Origin of the sequence: Paralcaligenes sp. KSB-10, assembly GCF_021266465.1 — a bacterium.
Classification (GTDB): domain Bacteria; phylum Pseudomonadota; class Gammaproteobacteria; order Burkholderiales; family Burkholderiaceae_B.
The window spans coordinates 1,765,199-1,787,035 of the sequence record NZ_CP089848.1; the positions used below are offsets into that span (position 1 = coordinate 1,765,199).

Below are 21,837 nucleotides of genomic sequence, written 5' to 3' on the forward strand. Positions count from 1 at the left end.
ACAAGGATTGAGCATGGCCAAACTAGCGCCGCTTCGGCTGAACATACTTTCCGACCTGCATTTGAGCCAGGGCGGCCTGCCCCTGCCCGAAACATCCGCCGATGTGATTGTGCTGGCCGGCGACATCACCCGCCCGCGCGAAGCGATAGAATGGGCGCGCGGCTTTGACAAGCCCGTGATCTACATAGCAGGCAACCACGAGTTTTATGGCGGCAACCTGCCCGACACGCTGCAAGAACTGAAGCAGCGCAGCCAAGGGACTCACATCCACGTGCTCGACCAAGACGAGCTGATCCTGCAGGGAGTACGATTTTTGGGGGCCACGTTGTGGACCGACTTCCTGTTGTATGGGCGTGGCCCGCAACGCGAAGAGGCCTGTCGCCAGGCACAGCTCATGATTCGCGACTTCAGCCGCATCCAGTCGGACACATCCCGCGAACAAAGGTTTACTCCATCCGACTCGGAAATGCTCTGCAAAAACCACAGTGCCTGGCTGGATCGCAAATTGGCCGAGCCGTACAAGGGCCCCACAGTCGTCATTACCCACCACGCCCCATCGACGGGCAGCATACACCCACGATTCGATGGCTCGCCGCTCAATGTCTGCTATGTATCCAGGCTGGAACATCTCATGAGCAAGGACCGCGCCATTTTATGGGTACACGGGCACACCCACGACAGCTTCGACTATCTGGTCAACGGCACAAGGGTGATTTGCAACCCGCGAGGCTACTGCAAGGACGGAATCAACGAAAACGCCGCGTTCGACCCACGACTGATCGTCGAGGTCGAACGCTAGCGGCTGCTTAAAGCTGGCGGCTACTTGACGTTGGCACAGGTGGCCGATTCGTTTTCCCGCTTCAGGTACGCAATCAGATCGGCCCGCTCCTGCGGGTCGGGAATGCCTGCGTAACCCATGGCGGTTCCCGGAATGTCCGCCATCGGATTTTTCAGAAAGACATTCAAGGTTTCTTCGGTCCATACGATTTTTGAATTTTTCATCGCATCGGAATAAACAAAACCTTTGACGCTGCCCGCCTTTCTACCGAAAAGACCACAATGCCGTGGGCCGGTTCGATCATAGGCCAGTGCATGGCACGCAAGACAGCGGGTATAAATTGCCTCGCCTCGGCCTGCGTTGCCGGTCAGCAAAGGCTCGGACCATGCTTCGTGCAATACCCCCCCCGTGCTTATCAGGAACGTACAGGCCAGAAGCCTGATCCACTGGGCCCGGCGTCTCATGACATGAAAGCCGAAGGAACGGGGGGTTCGCCCAAGGCATTGCGCAAAATCGCCCAATGCATGGACTCGTCGCCCAGGATGCTGGCGGCTGCCTTGGCCAGATCGCGATTGTCGAAAATAGGTACGGCCCCCAGATAGGCGCTGACAGCTCCTTTTTCCAGCAAGGACGCAAAACGCAGCACATCGGTTTGCGTTTTCAGCTTGTCGGTCGGGAATGTGTATTTGGACTTGGCCACCACCGGCTTGCCGCCCAGGGTCACAATGGTCTTGGAAAGCAGTTCCGCGTGCTGCTTGTGATGCCCTTGAAAGGTGACAGCCAAATCGAGCACGGGCTTTTGCAACAAGCCGCTTTCCGCACCCAATTGGTACGCAGCAATGGCCTCCAGTTCGGCACCCAGCGCCGTGTTCAGAATTCGCGCGTCCGAAGCGGCTGAACCCTTCGTTCCTTTGGCCAGGGCCTCCCGGCCGGCAAGCAGCGCAACCGCCGTACCCGACAAAAGCATGCCGGATTTGCCCAGAAAAGCCCTGCGTGAGCTTTGCGAGGTGGAGGTATCAATAAAATCAAGAAACGACATGGTGGTTCTCCCAGGTATAGAGCCTGAACAATCAGGCATCATGAATTTGTACGTAAAGCATCGACACGAGCCAGAACGCCGGCCACGATGCGGTCGCAGCGGTCGCCCGCGAAGGCGAACGCATCTTCCAGCCCGTGCCCGATTTCCTGGGACAGCAGCTTGCGCAATAAGCCCCGTGCCCTGAAATAGCGTGTACGCACGGTTGCCGGAGGAATCTCCAGGCACTGCGCCACCTCGTCGACCGTCATTTCCTCAACGGCTCTCAAGACAAAGACTGTACGAAAGACATCGGGCAGCAGATCGATTTTGGCCTCAATCAGATGCCTGGTTTGGACATGCACCATGGCCTGCTCCGGTTGGCTGTAAATAGATTCATCGGTGTCCGCCAGCACCTGATCGCCCAGATGCTCGAGATCGTCGTCGTACTCAAGCACGGCATGCAGGCGCTTGTTTTTATGCAGGCGCTTGTTCGACTCATTGACCACGATGCGAGTCAACCAGGTCGACAAGGCCGAGTCTCCACGAAATCGGCCCATGGCGCGATAAGCAAGGAAAAACGCCTCAAGAACCGCTTCCTCGGCATCGGCGTCATTGCGCAGCACGCTGCGGGCGACTCGAAACAGCCTCTGGTTATAGCGCCGCATCAAGGCTTTCAGGGCTTCCCGATCTCCTTGCGAGATCCGTAGCGCAATCTCGGTATCGGACAAATCCTGACTGCTGTGAGGTTTTACGATTGACAATGGCATGCTGGATCCAGGCAAAAGGGGTGATTACGACATTAGATTAGGCTATCGCGGCTGGCGTTCCCGCTGCCGGCGATTACTTATCATGCAGGCCGGCGGCATGAATGACAAGGGCCGGGAATTCAGACTCGAAAAGTCTGAATTCCCGGCCCTATAGACCAGGGGAAAAAGATCTACCGCGCCCTGGAAATACGCACTTCGGCCCCCCGGCGCTTGACCTCCAGGCCTTCCGATGGAAGTATGCGCAGACCTTCCAGCCCCTTGATGTAGCTGGAACCTTGCATCTGCATGACACGTATCTTGTTGCGCATGACAACAGGGCTGTGTTCGGGCATCCCGAACATCCAGACCTCATCCAGAATCCGGGCTGAGTTGAATTCGCCGGTATGCTGGGCGGTTGGCCCCAGGCACAGCATATGCCCTTCACGCCCGAACACCGGCAGGGTATTCAGCCCGGCTTCGACCGTCCAGGTAGTGCCGCCCTCGTAGCGCCAACCCGTGTTCAAATCCCACCAGGCCTCGCCTTCGGGCAAATACACTCTGGATTCCTTGCCGGCCTGCACCGCCGGCGCCACCAGCAAGGCCGGTCCCAGCAGATATTGCGTGTCCCATGCATGAGCCACGGGATCGGACGGGAAAGCCAGCGCCATGGGGCGTTGCACAGGCAGGCCCGTACGTACCGAATCTTCGATAATACCCAGCACGTACGGAATCAGGCGATAACGCCACTGCAGCCAATGCTGGACCAGCTCGCGCGTTGCCGCGTCGAAGGCCTCCGGCAACAAGCCGTGTACGCCCTGAAAGCTGAAGTTGGCGGAAAAGACATTCATGGCCAGCCAGCGTATGTACAGTTCGGGACTCATGGTCGCGGTGGAATGCGCCGCCGACCCTAAGCCATGCACTTGCACAGGAACACCGCTGGCCCCCAGTGACAAAGCCGTGCGCAAGGTATGCTCCAGGCCCGCCCAGCTATTGCCGGCCCGAGGTCCGATCTGCCAGGGAAAGCGCTGGGCGGCAGGGAACAGATCTGTACTGCATATGATCCCTTCCTGAGGGGTCTTGTGGCCTGCGACAGCGTCAAACAGGGCTCGGCGCGCCAACAGTGGGTACATCGTGCGCAAAACCGCCCCCGACTCGCCCCCACGGGCAGTGATGCCATCGGGAATATCGAACTGGGCAACGCAGTCCGGAGCCCCCAGGCCCTCGTCCACCAGTTGACGCTGGCGCTCGGCCCATAGTTTGTATACATCTTTATTGGTCAGATCGAGCAGCCCAAAACGCTGGCCGGCGGTTACCGTATTGCCCGCAAAACGGTGCGCAGCGCCACTGGAGTCGTCAATGAGCAGCCAGCCGCGATCCTCCCACTCTCCGAACAGGGGAGTATCGGCAAGAACGCCTGGAAAGCAAGGAGCCGCCACTTGCACATTCAATGCCTGAAACCGCGCCAGCATACTGCGCGAATCCTGCACCCTGTGCGCATCCCATTCGAATGCCGGCTTATCTGCCTGAAAACCGTAAATACCCGGGGCCGCCAGACGGACGGCATCGAGTGCAAGCTCGCCGGCACGGAAGTCTTCCACTATTTTCAATGTGGCCTCGACGGCCTGGCCCGGAGCCTGGTCCAGCCAGACGCCCATGGGCCACAGGCCGGGTTGCCCGGCACGCCCGGTAAGCGCCGAGTACTGATTGAGGATTTCAGCGGGGTCGCCCGCAAAGACAAACACATCGAAAATCCGGTCTTGCAAATGCACCGTATATAAATCGGAATCCGCAGCCCCCAGATCGTGCTCGACGCGCCCAAATGTATTGACATAAAGCCCCCAGCCGGCCGTGCTCCAGACTAGAGGCAGGGCTCGATCTTGCGGGGAGTCGGAAACCAGGCGTTCGCCGCGGCGATCCAGATCGCCGGCTGTTTCGCCCAAACCGTACAAGGCATCGTCGCCATCGAGCTCCAGGCCCAAACGCCACCGGTTGGAGCCCTCGAGGGCCTCGCGTCCGAGCGTAGCCGAGATTTCACTGCGCAACACGCAGCGATCACCCCGATACAGCAAAAACTGCAAGGGATCGGACGATATTTCGAGAACGACGTCGCCTTGCTCCAGGCGCCACCCACGGCGATCGGCCAGGGTAATGGAGCTGACGGCCAATTCGCCGACCGGCTCGTGCCGCGCCAACAGCATATCGGCATGCGCCCGGGCGCGAGCGCCAGGTTTGTCATCGAGCAAGGCTTTGGCCTCGGCGCAGCGCAAACGATATACGCCAGGCGCATGGGCTTCGATTTGAAGCTGCAGCTCGTCGAACGAAAAATCTGCGCGCGTGGATTTCGCCGTCAGAAATTTCAAAGAAGCAAGTTGCGTCACGTGAGCAAGGTTAGACTTGGGCGGCACAGCGCAATCCTCGGGCTCTAAGCCCAAAAAGCATTCAAAAGTGACTATTTTGACGGATTTACTCTATAAAATAAAATCGCATACATTCAGGCCTGTTTCAAAAGCCGTCAAAACCGCTTCAACGAGGCGCAATTGCCCTCAATAAATCACGCTCTACCGGCGCCGGCTCATGATTGAGACGCGCCGCAATAATATCTCCTGCCAGGGCCGACCACGTCAAGCCGCGTGAGCCGTAGCCGCACGCCAGCCATAGCCCGGGCGCCTGCGCAAGTTCTCCTATCAGCGGCAAGCGCCCTGCCGCCACCGCTCGCCATCCGGCCCAGCCGCCTGAATTATGTAGCGCTGATCGCAATTCAGAAACAGATACATTCAGCAACATATTTAATTTGTCGATCACCTCGTCATGCCCCCGATCGGTGACAGAGCTGACAAGGGCATCCGCGTCGTAGGTACTGCCCCCAACACAGATCTGGTCTACAGCCGGTAGGCAATAACCGACTCCTCCGAGTATGAGTTGGGGGTTGAGTCGCGCTGTGTCCGGCGCGGAAAAATGACTGACTTGCCCGCTCAACGCCTGCATGGCGAAAAACTTGGGCAAGGCTGCAGTATACGGTGTAGCCGCCAGCAGGGTTTTGGCCTGAACCGCGTTGGCAAGCACCAGCGTGGATGCCCGGGCAAGTTCCCGGCCTGCCGCGTCCCTCACCAGCCACTGCCCGGGCCCAGATTGTTCCAGGCTGCCAACCTGAACGGCCTGGCAACGAATGCCAGGCCGGCCAAGCAGCGCTTCAATGAGCGGCTCGGGCCGCACCAACTGGCCATCGGTAAAAAACACCCCGCCCCGGGCAAGGGAAAGCCCCGCGCGGCGCGAAGCTTCCTCCGGCTCCAGCCACGACACCCAGCTATCCGGAAACGACAAATGCGCCAAGGTCGCTTGGCGCTCAAGCGCATCCTGCGGGTCCGTGGCCAGCTCCAGGGTTCCACAGCGCAGCGGACGCGCCGGCTCGGCAAGAGTCTGCCAGCGATGCAAGGCTCTCAAAGTACCGGCACGGGACAAGCGCGCACGAATATCGTCGTCCCGGGAAATCAAAGGTGTCAGCGCAGCCGACCTGTGCCCCTTGTGACTTGCGCCCACGCCCTGTCCGAAGACCGGATCCAGCACGGTGACGGCATGGCCTCGAAGCGCCAGACTGTGGGCAATGCCGGCGCCCGCCAGTCCGCCGCCCACCACGAGGACAGAATGACCCCGAACAGCAGAGGCGCTATCGCGGCGCATGCTTGGCCGCAGGGTCGCGACCGTTACCTCCCGCTTGCGGCCAAAGCCCGGCGCCTTGGAGACCAGAAAGCCAGCCTCGGTCAATGCACGGCGCACGCTCCCTGCGCAACACCAGCTTGCCGCCGTAGCCCCCGCATTGGCCATGCGGACCAGTTGGCCAAACAACCTGGGCGACCACATCTCAGGGTTCTTTTGTGGAGCAAAACCGTCCAGAAAATAAGCGTCGACCCGCGCATCAAGTTGCCGGGCAAGTTTTTCCACGAAACCGAACGCCAGGGTAAGGGTCAAGGCCCCCGACTCGAACTCCAGCCTATGCAATCCAGGCAACGCGGCGGGCCACACGGCGACCAGTTGCTCGGCCAGTCCGGCAAACCGGGCCGGAACCCGCGGCAACAACACCCGCGCCAGATCTTCTTTCGAAAAAGGATGGGCTTCGAACGACACCATGTGCAGGCGTGACGAACGCTCCGGATCGGCGCGCCAGGCCTGCCACAACGCCAGAAAATTCTGCCCCAGGCCAAAACCCGTTTCACACACGGTGAATGTGTCCCGGCCGCGCCAGCGGAAGGGCAATTGATTGCCCTTTAAAAATACATGTTCGGCTTGCGCCAGAGCACCCAGTTCCGCATGGTAAACATCGCCATATTGCTCGCTCACGGGAGTGCCCGCCGCATCGAAGGCTACGCTTGCCGGAACCAGCGGCTCAAAAGAAATTGCCATAAACCAAACTACGCTCAAATCCAGTATTGCTGAAAGCCAGTTGCAAACTTGGCCGGGTACAATGTTACGTACACTAGAGTTTCCCGACCCTCAGACGCTTACGGATCGTATGCCAATACCACGCCTCAATCTCAGCGAATCCCTTGACGCCGCGGTTACCGCCTCTCGTGCAGCAGCGGCGATTCTGCAATCCTACGCCCACAATCGATCCGACCTGGTCATCAACAAGAAAGCCAGAAACGATCTGGTGTCCCAAGCCGATCGGGAAGCGGAAATCGCTATTATCGACCTGTTGCGTGAACGCACGCCCGACTTTGGCATCGTGGCGGAAGAATCCGGCGGAAAAACAGCGGGTAAAGCGACCTGGTACATCGATCCCCTCGATGGCACCACCAATTTCCTGCATGGCATACCCCATTATGCGGTTTCGATAGCGCTGATTGCGCACGCCGGGGCAATCCTCGACGATCAGCCCCTGGAGCAGGATACGCCTGTAATCGGGGTCGTCTACGATCCGAACCGCGAAGAAATATTTACCGCCATGCACGGCGTGGGCGCGTGGTTGAACGAGTACAGGATCTCATGCTCGCAAACTCGCGACCTGAGCGAGGCAGTACTGGCCACAGGATTTCCATTCCGGGATTTCTCCTTTGCCGAGCAATACATGCCCACCTTGCATGAAGCCATTAACACCACACGCGGAGTACGGCGATTAGGGGCGGCCGCGCTCGATCTGGCCTGGACCGCCTGCGGCCGCTACGACGGCTATTGGGAAATGGGCCTGGCTCCCTGGGACGTGGCCGCGGGGACGGTCATCGTGCGCGAAGCAGGTGGAGTAGCCGAAGATATGCATCACATCGACCCTTGGCCCATAAAAGGCTATGTGTACGCCGGCAATCCCGACACGGCATCCGCCATCGATGCCATGATCCGGCCTCATTTGAAGCCGCGCTGACCTGAGAAGGTCCGGCGCCAAGGCCTTTCCAGGGCTGGGCGACGTTCAGGCAACAACGCCTTGCGACGCCTCATCGCGCAGCGCTCGCCGCAAAATCTTGCCCACATTGCTTTTGGGCAGCTCGGTACGGAATTCGATTCTGTGCGGACGCTTGTACGCCGCCAGCCGCTCGGCGCACCAGTCCCGCAACTGCCGTTCGTCCAGGGACTGATCTTTTTTTACTACATAGAGCTTGACCATTTCACCGGTGCGCGCATCGGGCAGGCCTATTGCCGCGCACTCCAGCACGCCCGGATGAGCGGCCACGACCTCTTCGATCTCGCTGGGATAGACATTGAATCCCGAAACCAGAATCATGTCTTTTTTGCGATCGACCAGGCGGATTCGCCCTTGCTCGCTCATGATGCCGATATCGCCGCTCTTGAAAAATCCATCCTTGGTAAAAGACTGGGCCGTTTCGTCGGGACGCTGCCAGTACCCCTTCATGACCTGGGGGCCGCGTATGCCTACCTCGCCGGGCTCGCCCAGGGCCACAGGCTGTTCCTGATTATCGAACAGGACAATGTCGGTGGACGGCAGGGGAAAACCGATATCCCCGGAGTATTCGCCGGCATCGGTTGGGTTGACACACACGACAGGCGATGTCTCGGACAGGCCGTATCCTTCAATAAGCGGCTTGCCTGTGATTTGCTGCCATTTTTCGGCCACGGCACGTTGTACGGCCGCTCCTCCGCCAAAACACAGGCGCAAGGCGGAAAAATCCAGGGCGGCAAATTCGGTCCGATTGGCCAAACCATTGAACAAGGTGTTGACAGCGGGAAAGATATGAATCGGATCACGGCGCCATGCCTGCACGATCGTGGATAAATCGCGCGGATTGACAATCAGTACGCTGCACATGCCCGCGTGCACGGCAAACAGCCCGCAGACCGTCAGCGCAAAAATATGATAAAGAGGCAAGGCGCTCAAGATGGTCAGGGGCTCGCCCGACAGATCGCCCAGCGCCGGGCGGGCTACCGCCCTGACCTGCAACACATTGGCCACCAGGTTGCGGTGAGTCAGCATGGCGCCCTTGGGCACGCCGGTGGTGCCTCCCGTGTACTGCAGCACCGCCAGGTCGTCCATCGCCACCACGGGCCGCGTAAAGGCGGCTTTGGCGCCCTGCTCCAGCACCACGCGAAAACGCAGTGCCCCCGCCAGGCTATAAGGGGGAATCAGCCGCTTGACGTAGCGCACCACCAGATCGACCAGGCGCCCCTTGAATCCCAGCAAATCGCCCAGCGACACAATGACCACCCGCCCTGGCTGCTGATCGCCCGGAACCGCGGCCAGGGTGGCGGCAAAATTTTCCAGAATGAAAATCAATTCCGGACGGCAGTCCTGGAGCTGGTGTTCGAGCTCGCGCTCGCTATACATGGGATTGATATTGACAGCCACCATGCCCGCACGCAAAACCCCCATGAAAACCACCATATAGGGCATGGCATTGGGCATCATCAGAGCGACGCGGCTGCCCGCGGGCAGGCCTTGCTGCTGTATCCAGGCGGCCACCGCATCGGCATGCCGATCGAGGTCGCGATAAAGCAGGCTGCGGCCCATCAATGTCAGGGCGCGCCGGTCTGCGTGCTTCTTGCAGGCCTGATCCAGCAAATCCACCAGCGAAGAGTAATTTCCGGTATTTATTTCAGCCGGGACGTCTTTCGGATAGTGCAGCAACCACGGTTTTTCCATCTGTCAGCCCCTTTTCCCGATTTCAACAGTTTGATGATACGCTGTCACAGGCGTACAGTTTCATCGACGACTACAACAGGATATCCATCATGAAATTAGTTGAACCTATCGTTGCATGGCAAGCCGAGATCGCTGCGATCCGGCGCGATATCCACGCACATCCTGAACTAGCCTACGAAGAAGTCCGCACCGCCGATGTCGTGGCAAAAAAGCTCGAATCCTGGAACATCGATACGCACCGGGGCCTGGGTGTTACAGGCGTCGTAGGAACAATACACGGTAAAACGCAAAATGGCCATGCCATTGGCTTGCGGGCCGACATGGATGCGCTGCCCATGCAAGAACTGAATACCTTCGGGCACGCCAGCAAAAACCCCGGCAAGATGCACGCTTGCGGACACGACGGCCATACCGCCATGCTCCTGGCGGCAGCTCGCTATCTCGCCGAGCATCGCGATTTCGACGGCACCGTTCACGTTATTTTCCAGCCTGCCGAAGAAGGCTTCAGCGGCGCAAAAAAAATGATCGACGATGGCCTCTTCACGCTGTTCCCCATGGACGCCGTATTTGGCATGCATAACTGGCCGGGCATGGAAGTCGGCACTTTCGGCGTCATTCCAGGCCCCATGATGGGCTCCAGCAATACGTTCGAAATCGTCCTCGAAGGCAAGGGAGCGCATGCCGCCATGCCGCATCTGGGCGTCGATCCCGTCATGGCCGCCGTCCAACTGGCGCAGTCGTTCCAGACCATACTCACGCGCGACCTGGACCCCCTCGATCCCGCCGTACTCAGCATTACCCAGATTCATGCCGGTTCGGCCGACAATGTCATCCCCAACAGCGCCTCGATGCGAGGCACCGTCCGCACATTTTCCGACAAAGCCCTCGACATCATTGAAAAACGCATGTCCGAAATTACGCACCTGGGCTGTCAAGCCATGAACTGCAAAGCCGAATTCACGTTTCACCGCAAATATCCGGCCACCGTCAACCACGCCAGGGAAACCGCCTTTTGCGCCAATGTGCTCAAAGGCATCGTCGGCCAACAAGGGGTCAACCAGTCGGTACGGCCTTCCATGGGCTCCGAAGATTTTGCCTTCATGCTCAGGGAAAAACCCGGCTGTTATGTCTGGATAGGCAATGGCGACGGCACCCACCGCACCCAGGGGCATGGCATGGGGCCGTGCATGCTGCACAATGGCAGTTACGACTTCAACGACGACCTCCTCCCTTTGGGCGCGAGCTACTGGGTCGAACTGGCTCGAAGCTGGCTGGCCGACGCGGCTTCTCATTAACCTCTTTCTCGCTGCCTTGCACGCCTGCGCATCGGCCAGGCTTTTATTGGAGTTGTCTTGAGCACCCCTATGCCCGCCACCATCCTGCCCACCCCGTCGCGGCACGCCGTGCTGCGCGTTGTCCCCATGCCTGCCGACGCCAATATGCACGGTGATGTATTCGGAGGCTGGATCATGGCGCAAGTCGATATAGCCGGATCGATCCCCGCGGCCCGCCGGGCCGCCGGACGCGTGGCAACCATCGCCGTCAATGCCTTTACCTTCAAGCAACCTGTTTTTGTCGGCGACCTTCTCAGCTTCTATGCGGAAATCATCAAAGTCGGTACTACCTCGGTTACGGTTGCCGTCGAAGTCTACGCCGAACGCCAACGCCTGCAATTCGAAGTCGTCAAGGTAACCGAAGCGACCCTGACTTACGTCGCCACCGACGAGCAGCGTCGGCGCCGCCCCCTTCCACCCGTTTGAACAAGGCGCGCCTATGTCGGACACCTTCGTCAAGCCTGAAAGCGAGCCCATCGCGATTCCTCGCAGGCTGGACCCTGAAGATGCGCAGCTTGCCCTGCAAAAGCTGCAATCGATACTCAAGCGGCAAGAAGTCGTAGAAGCCCTGGCCCACCGCCAGTACGAAGACGAAGACCGCTCAAACCTGCTCGAAGGCATGCTGCATCGGCAGCATGAGAACGAGATCAAGACGATCGTCAACGGCCTGCACCCGGCCGATATCGCCTTTATCCTCGAGTCCCTGCCGGTCGTCGAGCGGCAAGCGGTATGGCACTTGGTCGACGCCGAACACGATGCCGATGTGCTGCTCGAAGTGGACGACTGGGCTCGCGAATCGCTGATCGAATCCATGAACCACCAGGACTTGGTGGCTGCCACCGGCACCATGGATGCCGACGAAATCGCCGACCTGGTTCCGGACCTGCCGGCTGACGTCATAGCCGAAGTGCAAAAAGGCCTGACCGACGAAGAACGTGCGCAATTGATTGCGGCCATGGGCTACCCCGAAGGCACCGTGGGCGCCATCATGGACTTCGAAATGGTGCGGGTACGCGAGAATGTATCGCTCGAGGTTGTCCTGCGTTATTTGCGGCGCCTGCGCGAATTGCCGGACCATACCGACCAGATTTTTGTGGTCGATCGCCAGGACAAGCTGCAAGGCACGCTGCCCTTATCGACCCTGCTTGTCAGCGAACCCGAAACCGATGTGTCGGGTGTCATGGACACCGATTACCTGACGCTCAACCCACTGGACTCCGACGCCGACGCGGCTGGCGCATTCGAACGTTACGACCTGGTCTCGGCGCCGGTAGTCGATGACCAGGGCCGCTTGATCGGGCGCGTCACCATCGCCGAAGTCGTGGACGTGATGCAGGAAGACTCCCAGGAGCAAGCCTTGTCCCGCGCCGGCCTGCAGGAAGAGGACATCTTTGCGCCGATCGTCAGCGCCCTGAAAAACCGCGCGCCCTGGCTGCTGGTCAATTTATGCACGGCATCGACGGCTTCATTCATTGCCTCGCGCTTCGAAGAGACCGTCAGCCATATCGTCATACTGGCATTTTTAATGTCCATCGTCGCCGGAATCGGCGGCAACTCCGGCAATCAGACCATGACCATGATCATTCGCGCGCTGGCGGTGGGCCGGGTCACAGGCGCCAACGCCTGGCAACTCGTCAAGCGCGAACTGTACGTGGCCTTCCTGGTCGGGACATGCGGCAGTTTCGTCACCGGAATATTCGCCTGGCTGATTTCAGGCTCGCTGGCCATAGCGGCCGTCATGATGGCCGCCATGGTGGGCAATATACTGATAGGCGCGGCACTTGGCGTGCTGATTCCGATCCTGCGCGACCGCTTCGGCAAAGACCCGGCAATGGGCTCGTCGGTGCTCCTGACCTTTGCCACCGATTCGTTGGGCTTTTTTCTCTTTCTCGGCCTGGCAACCCTATTCTTGCTGTAGAAGCGGGCACAAGTCCCGCCTCTACATCATCCCTTGCTTGCCAAGAGGGTATCTACGCCAGCTTGCCGTGGCAATGCTTGTATTTTTTCCCGCTCCCGCAGGGGCACGGATCGTTGCGGCCTACTTTCGGCGTCACATTGACCAGGGGACGGTTCACGGGCCCGGTCGCATCCACGCCATCGATACCGGGATCTTCGCCGCTCAATGCGACGTCGTAATCGGAGTGATGATAGGTCACGTTCTCGAGCTGAGGCTGCTCCTCGGCTTCCACCTGAGCGGCGGACTCGATCTTGACTGTCATCAAGACCTTGACTACATCGTTGCGGATCCGGTCAAGCATGGCCGAAAACAGTTCAAAGGCCTCGCGTTTGTATGCCTGCTTGGGATCCTGCTGCGCATAGCCGCGCAAATGAATGCCTTGCCGCAGATGATCCAACGACGACAAATGCCCGCGCCAATGCGTATCGACAGCCTGCAGCAACATCGACCGCTCAAAGGGATTCCAGTTTTCTCGCCCCACCATCTCGACCTTGGCGTCGTAAATACGGCGCGCTTCGGCCAGCACACGCTCAAGCAGGTCATCATCGGTCAGGTTAGGCTCTTTTTCGAGCATATCGACCAGAGGCATTTCAATCTGCCAGTCGGCTTCCAGCGCACTCTGCAGGGCAGGGACGTCCCACTGCTCTTCCATGCTTTCCTCGGGGATATACGCCCGGAACTGCTCGGTCACCGCGGCGTCGCGCAAATTATTGATGGTTTCGGACACATCGGCCGATTCCAGCACCTCGTTGCGCTGCGCATACAAGACCTTGCGCTGATCGTTCGAAACATCGTCGTATTCGAGCAATTGCTTGCGTATATCGAAGTTGCGCGCCTCGACCTTGCGTTGCGCCGATTCGATCGAGCGCGACACCATGCGAGCCTCGATAGGCTCGCCCTCAGGCAAACGCAGACGCTCCATGATGGACCGTACCCTGTCACCGGCGAAAATCCGCATCAGGGAATCATCGAGCGACAGGTAGAAGCGCGAAGAACCCGGGTCGCCCTGACGTCCGGCACGGCCACGCAACTGATTGTCGATGCGACGGGATTCGTGGCGTTCGGTACCGATAATGCGCAAGCCCCCCGCCTGCTTGACGCGCTCATTGGCAGGAGCCCACTCGGACTTGACGGTGTCAATGCGCGCCACCTTGTCGTCCTCGCTGAGTGAGGAATCGGCACGGATCAGGTCGATCTGCTTCTCGATGCTGCCGCCCAGCACGATATCGGTTCCGCGGCCGGCCATATTGGTGGCTATCGTAATATGCCCGGGCTTGCCGGCTTCGGCCACGATTTCGGCCTCGCGCGCATGCTGCTTGGCATTCAGAACTTCATGCGGCAACTTGGCCCGCACCAGCAAACCCGCCAACAGCTCGGAGTTTTCAATACTGGTTGTACCAACCAGCACCGGCTGGCCACGCTCGTGGCAATCTTTGATGTCGCCCAGGATCGCCTGGTATTTTTCTTTATCGGTTTTGAAAACCTGATCGTTTTGATCCTTGCGGATCATGGGACGATTGGTCGGGATAATCATGGTTTCCAGGCTATAGATCTCCTGGAACTCATAAGCCTCGGTATCGGCCGTTCCGGTCATGCCCGACAGTTTGTCGTACATGCGGAAGTAATTCTGGAATGTAATGGAAGCGAGCGTCTGGTTTTCGTTCTGGATCTTGACGCCTTCTTTGGCTTCGACGGCCTGGTGCAGGCCATCCGACCAGCGGCGCCCAACCATCAGTCGTCCGGTGAATTCATCGACGATCATCACTTCGTCGTTCTGAACAACGTATTGCTGGTCCCGGAAGAACAAGTTATGCGCCCGCAAGGCCACCATCAAATGGTGTATCAAGGCAATATTGCGTGGGTCGTACAGAGACTCGCCATCGGGCAGCAGGCCCATGCTCGACAGAATTTGCTCGGCCTTCTCATGCCCCGCTTCCGACATATGAACCTGCTGCGCCTTTTCGTCGACCCAGAAATCGCCTTCGGGTTCGGGCTCCTGCGGCTTGGGTTCGGAAGCCATGCGCGACAGCAGCGGCGGTACCGCATTCATGCGGATGTAAAGATCGGTATTGTCTTCGGCCTGACCGGAAATGATCAGTGGCGTGCGCGCCTCGTCGATCAGGATCGAATCGACTTCATCGACAATAGCGTAGGCAAGCTGGCGCTGCCGGCGATCCTCGGCGCGGTACTCCATATTGTCGCGCAAATAATCAAAACCGTATTCGTTGTTGGTGCCGTATGTGATGTCGGCCATATAGGCCGCTCTTTTTTCCTCGTTTTCCTGCTGGGGTACAACCACTCCAACCGTCATGGCCAGGAAATTGTACAAACGGCCCATCCATTGCGCATCGCGGCGAGCCAGATAGTCGTTGACGGTTACCACATGCACGCCGCGACCGGCCAGGGCGTTGAGGTACACCGCGAGGGTCGCCATAAGCGTTTTGCCTTCGCCGGTGCGCATTTCCGCGATCTTGCCGTTATGCAGGGCAATGGCCCCGAGCATCTGGACATCGAAGTGGCGCATGCCAAATACCCGCTTGCTGGCCTCGCGCACCACGGCAAACGCCTCGGGCAATAAATCGTCCAGCGATGCACCGGCCTGATATCTTTGGCGGAATTCGTCTGTTTTAGCCGTCAACTGCTCGTCGGCGAGAGCAACCATTTTCGACTCGAGCGCGTTAACTTGCGCTACCTGCTTGCGATACTGCTTAAGTAACCGATCGTTGCGACTACCAATGAGCTTTTTTAGCAGAGAGACCATTCTTGTGTCGTTAATGCAGGCTTGCACCGTTAGCACGCGCAACGCCTAATGCATATCTTTTTTTAGGTTGGCGGAAAATCCGCAGGAAAACGAGACAGTTTAACGCACCTCGGGCAGGATGGCTTTTACGTGGCTTGAGGCGTCGGCGACCAAGTGCCTGGACACCTCCGGCTTGGCTAAAAACAACTTGGGATCCAGGGGGTGCCCTGCCATTCGAACTTCGAAATGCAGATGCGAGCCGGTGGATCGGCCAGAGGAACCGACACGGGCGATCATTTGCCCTTTTTCGACCAGATCGCCGGCTTTCACATCCAGCACGGATGCATGAGCGTACCGTGTAACCAGGCCGTTTCCATGATTGATTTCAACCATTTTCCCGTAACCCGCCTGAACACCCGCTTCGGATACCACGCCACCTGAAGCCGCATAAATGGGCGCGCCTTTGGGCGCCGCAAAATCCAGGCCCTCGTGCATGGAGCGACGGCCGGTCACTGGATTCAGGCGCCAGCCAAACGAAGAGCTCAGGTAAGGGTAATTGACCGGCATCAAGGTCGGCAAGCGAGCCTCGGTGCCGGCACGCTTGGTCAGCACCAGATCCAGCATGGCAAACCAGTCTTTTTGCTCGTCGATCTGCTGCTGCATGAGATCCAGCTGGCGCCCCAGGCCCTCGGCCGACATGGAGTCGCCCGGACCGTCGTTGATGTAATCCATAACAGGCTGAGCGTGGTCGAGACTGGCCTTGATTTCCGGGTCGGTGTAGGAAATGCCGGCGACATCGGCCACCCGCTTGCTCAGGCCGCCCATGGCGATGAGCTTGGCCTGCAGCTCGCCGACAGTCTGGGCAAGAAGGTTTACATTTTCGCGTATATACGCGGAATCGCGGGAAACTTGATTGTTAATAACGCGTTCTTGCGCCACACTAAGCGAAGCCGGGCGACTGTAGCGCGATTGTACCCAGGCGCCTGCGGCGGCCGAAGCCGACAGCGCGGCAATCGCCAAGGCAGCCAGAAACGGCATTCCCAGCTTCTTGACATTGGAACCATCCGAACGACCATGCATAATGACAACATTCACTGTATAAATCCTTACTGACAAGTCGCGCATGCCCCAGACTCCCGATCGACGATCCCGAGATAAATCCTTACCCGCCAACCTTTCTGCAATCAGTTGGCTGGGTAGCGATCGGCATGGCGCTGATGTTTTAACGACGGCACGCATGTTGCTATCAATAGAACATGCGGCCAAAAAAATATTGCCCCCTGCGATTGCGCAGGTTTGTCGAGTAGCGCGTATAGACAGACAGCAAGTCACGCTGGCGGTTCCCAGCGCGGCGCATGCGGCAAAGCTTCGACAATTGGCCCCCCGAATTGTTCAACTGCTAACGGAGGGTGGATGGAACCTTAACGAAATTAATGTCAGGGTTCAAGCTGGCTTGTTACAAAACCAGACAAAAGCAGCACCCATCAAAGAAGTGGTGCCACTCGATAATAACGCTTTACGCGCATTTGAAACGTTACAAAATAACTTGCGCCCCGGCCCGCTGGCCGACGCCGTAAAACGCCTGCTGGCGCATCATCGGCACCCGTAACGCCGAGATCAGGCGAACTTCCACTCGTTGGTGAAAGCCTTGGGCGCCGTGGCACTGGATTCGTAGGTAATCATCTCCCAGGCATCCTGTTGGGCCAGCAAGGCCCGCGCCAGCCTGTTATTCAGGCTATGGCCCGACTTGCAAGCCACATAGCGCGCCACCAGCGGCTTGCCGATCAGATATAAATCGCCGATAGCGTCAAGAATTTTATGCTTGACGAACTCGTCGTCGTAGCGCAAGCCATCGGAATTCAACACCCGGTATTCATCCATGACAATGGCGTTGTCAAGGCTGCCGCCGCGAGCCAAGCCCGCCGCGCGCAAAGCTTCAACCTCGCTCACGAATCCGAAGGTGCGGGCCCGCGCAATGGTTTTGGCGTACGAATCCTTGGAAAAATCGACTTCGGCGAAATTGGCCGTGGAGTCGATGGCCGGATGATGAAAGTCGATGGCAAACGACAGGGCGAAGCCATCGTAGGGTTCCAGGCGAGCCCACTTCAATTCCTGGCCTTCGCCTTCCTGCACCTCGATGGTTTTCAGCACCCGCAGGAATTGCTTGGCAGCCGCCTGTTCCTGAAGGCCTGCCGAGCGCAACAAGTAAACGAAAGTCCCGGCGCTGCCATCCATGATGGGAACTTCTTCGCCGGTAAGATCGATATGAAGGTTGTCGATGCCCAGGCCGGCCAGAGCCGACATGAGGTGCTCGACAGTCGATACCCGCACATTGCCCTGCTGCAGCACCGAAGCCATGCGAGTATCGCCGACCCGATTTGCCTGGGCCGGAAAATCCACGACTTCGGGCAGATCGACGCGATGAAACACAATACCTGTATTGGGGGCTGCGGGGCGGAGCGTAATTTCAACTCGACGACCAGAGTGCAGGCCCACACCTTTGGTACTGATGGATTTTTGTATGGTGCGTTGGCGTAACATAAATAAAAGACCAGAATTCAAACAGCTGGCGCGACCACTTTGGCAGCGTACTCGTCATTGTAACAAGAATACGTATCAATCCCTTAAATTTTTGTAAGTCCTGGCAACGTCTGCGGACCGCCGGCCATCGCAATGGCTGCGGTTGATACGCGGCGGCACGCCCTCCCGGGGATATAGGAAGACGTGCCGTCGGATCGGTACGGGCGTTTCGCCCGCCTCATCGCTGTGAGGGCTGCCTGAACAGCCTTGGGCCGGATTTCTGTCTAGTCGGCCTGTTTACGCAAAAACGCCGGTATGTCGAAGTGATCCATGCCGGCGGTTTCCAGCGCCCGAACCTGTGCGGAAGCCTGGCTGCGCGGATTGCGGATCACTGCGGGCACGTCGGAATTGGCAAAACCTCCCATCAGGGGCAGATTATCGGTGCCGGTGCGATACACTTCGGCCGAATTCGACACGAGTTGAGGACGCGTGGAAGCAGCCGTGCGGCCCAAGCCGGTTGCGACCACCGTAACACGCAAGTTTTCACCCATGGATTCGTCGTAGGCCGTCCCGAAAATCACCGTGGCATCTTCAGCGGCGTAGCTGCGGATGGTATCCATGATTTCGCGCGTTTCGCGCATTTTAAGGGTACGGCTGGCAGTGATATTCACCAGCATGCCACGGGCTCCGTGCAAATCGACGCCTTCCAGCAACGGGCATGCAATGGCCCGCTCGGCAGCCACACGGGCGCGGTCGGCCCCGGCGGCGATGGATGTGCCCATCATGGCCTGGCCCTGTTCGCCCATAATGGTCTTGACGTCTTCGAAGTCGACGTTCACATTGCCTTCGACATTGATGATCTCGGCAATTCCGGCGCACGCATTGTGCAACACGTCGTCGGCCGACTTGAAGCAGTCTTCCTGAGTGGCGTCGTCGTCCATCAATTCGTAGAGATTCTCGTTCAGCACGACAATCAGCGAATGCACATGCTTGGACAACTCGGCAATACCGTCTTCCGCCATTTTCAGGCGCTTGGCGCCTTCGAAGGAGAATGGCTTGGTTACGACCCCGACGGTCAGAATGCCAAGTTCCTTGGCAACTTCGGCAACCACGGGACCCGCTCCGGTTCCTGTGCCGCCACCCATGCCGGCTGTAATGAACACCATATTCGCACCCGTCAATGCGGCACGAATTTCTTCTCTTGCGGTTTCGGCCGCGGCGCGGCCCTGCTCAGGCTTGGCGCCTGCACCCAGGCCTGTGCGACCCAGACGGATTTGCACAGGGGCTTCGCTGGCAACCAATGCCTGGGCATCGGTATTGGCGCAAATAAAATCCACACCGTTGACGCCGGAACGGATCATGTGCGCCACGGCGTTGCCGCCAGCACCACCCACACCGACTACTTTGATAACGGTACCATTGGCATTGCTATCGAGCATTTCAAAATTCATCATGATTGACTCCCTCACATTTCCTGAAAACGATAAAAGCGTATAAATTTCCCCAGTACTACTTACCTTGCCGGAAATCGCTTCAAAGGAGATGCCAGTTGCATGACTCGCACCAAATTTGAAACGCCTCCCGAAGACAGGACAAAAAACCACCTGTCTATTAAGGCCATAAGGCCCTAATTCATAAACCACTCCTTCATGCGCGATAAAAGGCTTTTGAAACTCCCTTTTTGTTGCGCGACCTTGCGACCGCGTGCACGCTGCAAACGCGCCTCGGATAACAAACCCATGACGGTTGAAAAGCGTGGGTTGTGCATGACATCGGCCAGACTACCCTGGTAATCGGGCACCGCAACACGCACCGGTTTTAAGAAAACATCCTCGGCCAGCTCGACAATGCCGGGCATCAGGGCCGTACCGCCGGTCAGGACCACGCCCGACGCCAGCAAATCCTCGTAGCCGGACTCACGCACGATTTGCTGCACAAACGTAAACAGCTCCTCGATCCGGGGCTCTATGACCGCGCCCAAAGCCTGCCGCTTGACCTGGCGGTTGGGCCGGTCGCCCAGGCCCGGCACTTCGACATGATCCTCGGCACTGGCCAATACCTGCTTGGCGATCCCGAAACGCAATTTGATTTCTTCCGCGTCCGGGGTCGGTGTGCGCAGCATTGCCGCGATATCGCTGGTGATCTGATCGCCCGCGATAGGCACGACAGCGGTATGGCGTATCGCCCCGCCGGTATAGATCGCGATATCGGTGGTGCCGCCGCCGATGTCGACCAGCACCACGCCCAGCTCCTTTTCGTCGGAGGTCAGGCAGGCCATGCTGGAGGCCAAGGGCTGCAAAATAAGGTCCTGGACTTCGAGACCGCAGCGGCGCACGCACTTGACGATATTTTGTGCCGCGCTGACCGCGCCCGTGACGATATGCACACGCACCTCGAGGCGCAGGCCGCTCATGCCTATCGGTTCGCGTATATCTTCTTGCGAATCGACGATGAACTCCTGCGTCAACACGTGCAATACCTGCTGATCGGTAGGTATATTCACGGCTTTGGCGGTTTCAATCACGCGGGCCACGTCGGTCGCAGTGACCTCTTTGTCCTTGACCGCGACCATGCCGCTCGAGTTGAAACTCGTGATGTGGCTGCCGGCGATACCGGTATACACCTCACGAATCTTGCAGTCGGCCATGAGTTCAGCCTCTTCGAGCGCGCGCTGAATCGAATTTACGGTCGACTCGATATTGACCACGACGCCTTTGCGCATCCCCTGGGACTCATGCTGGCCCAGGCCAAGCACTTCGAAACGCCCTTCCGGCAATATTTCAGCCACCACCGCCACCACTTTGCTGGTGCCGATATCGAGTGCAACGATCAGATCCTTGATGTCACGGGTCATAGTTTTTCTATTTAGTAGAGGTAGGAGAAACAGGAGCCAACGTAATAGCAAACCCGTTGGAGTAACGTAAATCGGCACTGCGTACGGCACGACCGCCAAGCCGTTGCATAAGCACCGGCCAGGTTTTTACAAAACGTTCAATGCGCGCCGCGAATGGCAGCGCGCCGGAGCGGCCGTGAGGATCGGCCACGTCGGCGGCCGGATCGCGGCCCAGGCTCAGACGCACGCCATCCGACAATTCGACATCCCACGCATAACGCGGGCTGAGCGTAATTTGCTTGACATGCAAGTTGAGCGGCGCAAACCAGCGAGCCAGCTCGGCATAGCGCTGCACCACCAAGCGCTCGGACTGGGCCGGGCCATAAAAATGCGGCAAATTGGCATCGTCGGGAAGTTCACCCTGGTTGGCGCTGAAAGCCTCGCCCCAGGTGTTGATCATTTGATTCTCGTTCCACAATGCCAATGGTTGCTGCTCTTCTATTTGAACCCGCAAAGTATTGGGCCACACGCGCCGGATCTGCGCACGGCGCACCCATGGTACGGTTTCCAACAATTTGCGCGTGTCGTTAAGATTTACCGTAAAGAAATTTCCTGCCAACCTCCCGGCTATTGTCGCCCGCACACTGGTCGCCGAGACGTAATTCAATGTATCCGCTTGCATCGGTTCAATCTGGATTTGGGTAATCGCGAAATACGGCCGCTGCGCGACCCAGAGTACGACGCCCAAGATCAACGCCAATACCGCCAGCAAAGCCAGCGAATTGGCAATGAAGTTGGTTAGGCGGGCGTCGTTAAACACGATTACA

At 58.5% G+C, this 21,837-nt stretch carries 18 protein-coding genes; 6 read left to right on the forward strand and 12 right to left on the reverse strand.

Features of this window, described 5'->3' with window-relative positions:
- The first annotated feature begins 13 nt into the window (after nt 1-13).
- A complete protein-coding gene (locus LSG25_RS08010; protein WP_232744149.1) occupies nt 14-799 on the forward strand; it encodes a metallophosphoesterase in 786 nt (261 codons plus the stop codon).
- Between the two features lie 20 nt (nt 800-819).
- On the opposite strand, the gene LSG25_RS08015 is transcribed toward LSG25_RS08010, so the two are convergent.
- The 5 genes from LSG25_RS08015 to mnmC form a co-directional block, all read right to left on the reverse strand.
- On the reverse strand, nt 820-1,176 hold the full coding sequence (locus LSG25_RS08015) for a cytochrome c family protein (protein WP_232744616.1): 357 nt from the start codon (nt 1,174-1,176) through the stop codon (nt 820-822).
- Between the two features lie 62 nt (nt 1,177-1,238).
- Nucleotides 1,239-1,817, reverse strand: coding sequence for a ferritin-like domain-containing protein (locus tag LSG25_RS08020; RefSeq protein WP_232744150.1), 579 nt, complete (start codon nt 1,815-1,817; stop codon nt 1,239-1,241).
- 38 nt (nt 1,818-1,855) lie between these two features.
- The gene (locus LSG25_RS08025) at nt 1,856-2,563 is read right to left on the reverse strand and encodes an RNA polymerase sigma factor (RefSeq protein ID WP_232744151.1); all 708 of its coding nucleotides are present in this window, start codon (nt 2,561-2,563) and stop codon (nt 1,856-1,858) included.
- A gap of 170 nt (nt 2,564-2,733) precedes the next feature.
- On the reverse strand, nt 2,734-4,947 hold the full coding sequence (locus LSG25_RS08030; RefSeq protein WP_232744152.1) for a TIM-barrel domain-containing protein: 2,214 nt from the start codon (nt 4,945-4,947) through the stop codon (nt 2,734-2,736).
- A 118-nt stretch (nt 4,948-5,065) separates the two neighbouring features.
- Entirely contained in the window at nt 5,066-6,940 is a 1,875-nt protein-coding gene (gene mnmC, locus LSG25_RS08035) for an FAD-dependent 5-carboxymethylaminomethyl-2-thiouridine(34) oxidoreductase MnmC (protein WP_232744153.1), read from the reverse strand.
- Between the two features lie 109 nt (nt 6,941-7,049).
- Between mnmC and LSG25_RS08040 the strand changes: the two genes are divergently transcribed.
- Entirely contained in the window at nt 7,050-7,895 is an 846-nt protein-coding gene (locus LSG25_RS08040) for an inositol monophosphatase family protein (RefSeq protein ID WP_232744154.1), read from the forward strand.
- A 45-nt stretch (nt 7,896-7,940) separates the two neighbouring features.
- On the opposite strand, the gene LSG25_RS08045 is transcribed toward LSG25_RS08040, so the two are convergent.
- Nucleotides 7,941-9,626: an AMP-binding protein gene (locus LSG25_RS08045; RefSeq protein ID WP_232744155.1), complete on the reverse strand. Its 1,686-nt coding sequence runs from the start codon at nt 9,624-9,626 to the stop codon at nt 7,941-7,943.
- A gap of 89 nt (nt 9,627-9,715) precedes the next feature.
- Between LSG25_RS08045 and LSG25_RS08050 the strand changes: the two genes are divergently transcribed.
- The 3 genes from LSG25_RS08050 (at nt 9,716) to mgtE (ending at nt 12,878) form a co-directional block, all read left to right on the forward strand.
- Nucleotides 9,716-10,921 (forward strand): M20 aminoacylase family protein, encoded by a 1,206-nt coding sequence (locus tag LSG25_RS08050; protein ID WP_232744156.1) that lies wholly within the window; start codon nt 9,716-9,718, stop codon nt 10,919-10,921.
- 69 nt (nt 10,922-10,990) lie between these two features.
- Complete coding sequence (locus tag LSG25_RS08055) at nt 10,991-11,386, forward strand: acyl-CoA thioesterase (protein WP_232744617.1); 396 nt, start codon at nt 10,991-10,993, stop codon at nt 11,384-11,386.
- A 13-nt stretch (nt 11,387-11,399) separates the two neighbouring features.
- Complete coding sequence (gene mgtE, locus LSG25_RS08060; RefSeq protein WP_232744157.1) at nt 11,400-12,878, forward strand: magnesium transporter; 1,479 nt, start codon at nt 11,400-11,402, stop codon at nt 12,876-12,878.
- 52 nt (nt 12,879-12,930) lie between these two features.
- On the opposite strand, the gene secA is transcribed toward mgtE, so the two are convergent.
- On the reverse strand, nt 12,931-15,678 hold the full coding sequence (gene secA / locus LSG25_RS08065; protein WP_232744158.1) for a preprotein translocase subunit SecA: 2,748 nt from the start codon (nt 15,676-15,678) through the stop codon (nt 12,931-12,933).
- Between the two features lie 99 nt (nt 15,679-15,777).
- On the reverse strand, nt 15,778-16,737 hold the full coding sequence (locus LSG25_RS08070; RefSeq protein WP_370636002.1) for a M23 family metallopeptidase: 960 nt from the start codon (nt 16,735-16,737) through the stop codon (nt 15,778-15,780).
- A 43-nt stretch (nt 16,738-16,780) separates the two neighbouring features.
- Here LSG25_RS08070 and LSG25_RS08075 point away from each other — a divergent pair, with 43 nt between their 5' ends.
- Nucleotides 16,781-17,266, forward strand: coding sequence for a DciA family protein (locus LSG25_RS08075; protein ID WP_232744159.1), 486 nt, complete (start codon nt 16,781-16,783; stop codon nt 17,264-17,266).
- 8 nt (nt 17,267-17,274) lie between these two features.
- Here the strand turns inward: LSG25_RS08075 and lpxC are convergent, their stop codons facing one another.
- From lpxC to LSG25_RS08095, 4 genes are all read right to left on the reverse strand, one after another.
- On the reverse strand, nt 17,275-18,198 hold the full coding sequence (gene lpxC, locus LSG25_RS08080; protein ID WP_232744160.1) for a UDP-3-O-acyl-N-acetylglucosamine deacetylase: 924 nt from the start codon (nt 18,196-18,198) through the stop codon (nt 17,275-17,277).
- Nucleotides 18,199-18,461: 263 nt separating this feature from the next.
- Entirely contained in the window at nt 18,462-19,631 is a 1,170-nt protein-coding gene (ftsZ, locus tag LSG25_RS08085; protein ID WP_232744161.1) for a cell division protein FtsZ, read from the reverse strand.
- 173 nt (nt 19,632-19,804) lie between these two features.
- Nucleotides 19,805-21,031, reverse strand: a complete 1,227-nt coding sequence (ftsA, locus tag LSG25_RS08090) for a cell division protein FtsA (RefSeq protein ID WP_232744162.1) — start codon at nt 21,029-21,031, stop codon at nt 19,805-19,807.
- Between the two features lie 7 nt (nt 21,032-21,038).
- Nucleotides 21,039-21,830, reverse strand: a complete 792-nt coding sequence (locus LSG25_RS08095) for a cell division protein FtsQ/DivIB (protein WP_232744163.1) — start codon at nt 21,828-21,830, stop codon at nt 21,039-21,041.
- Nucleotides 21,831-21,837 lie beyond the last annotated feature (7 nt).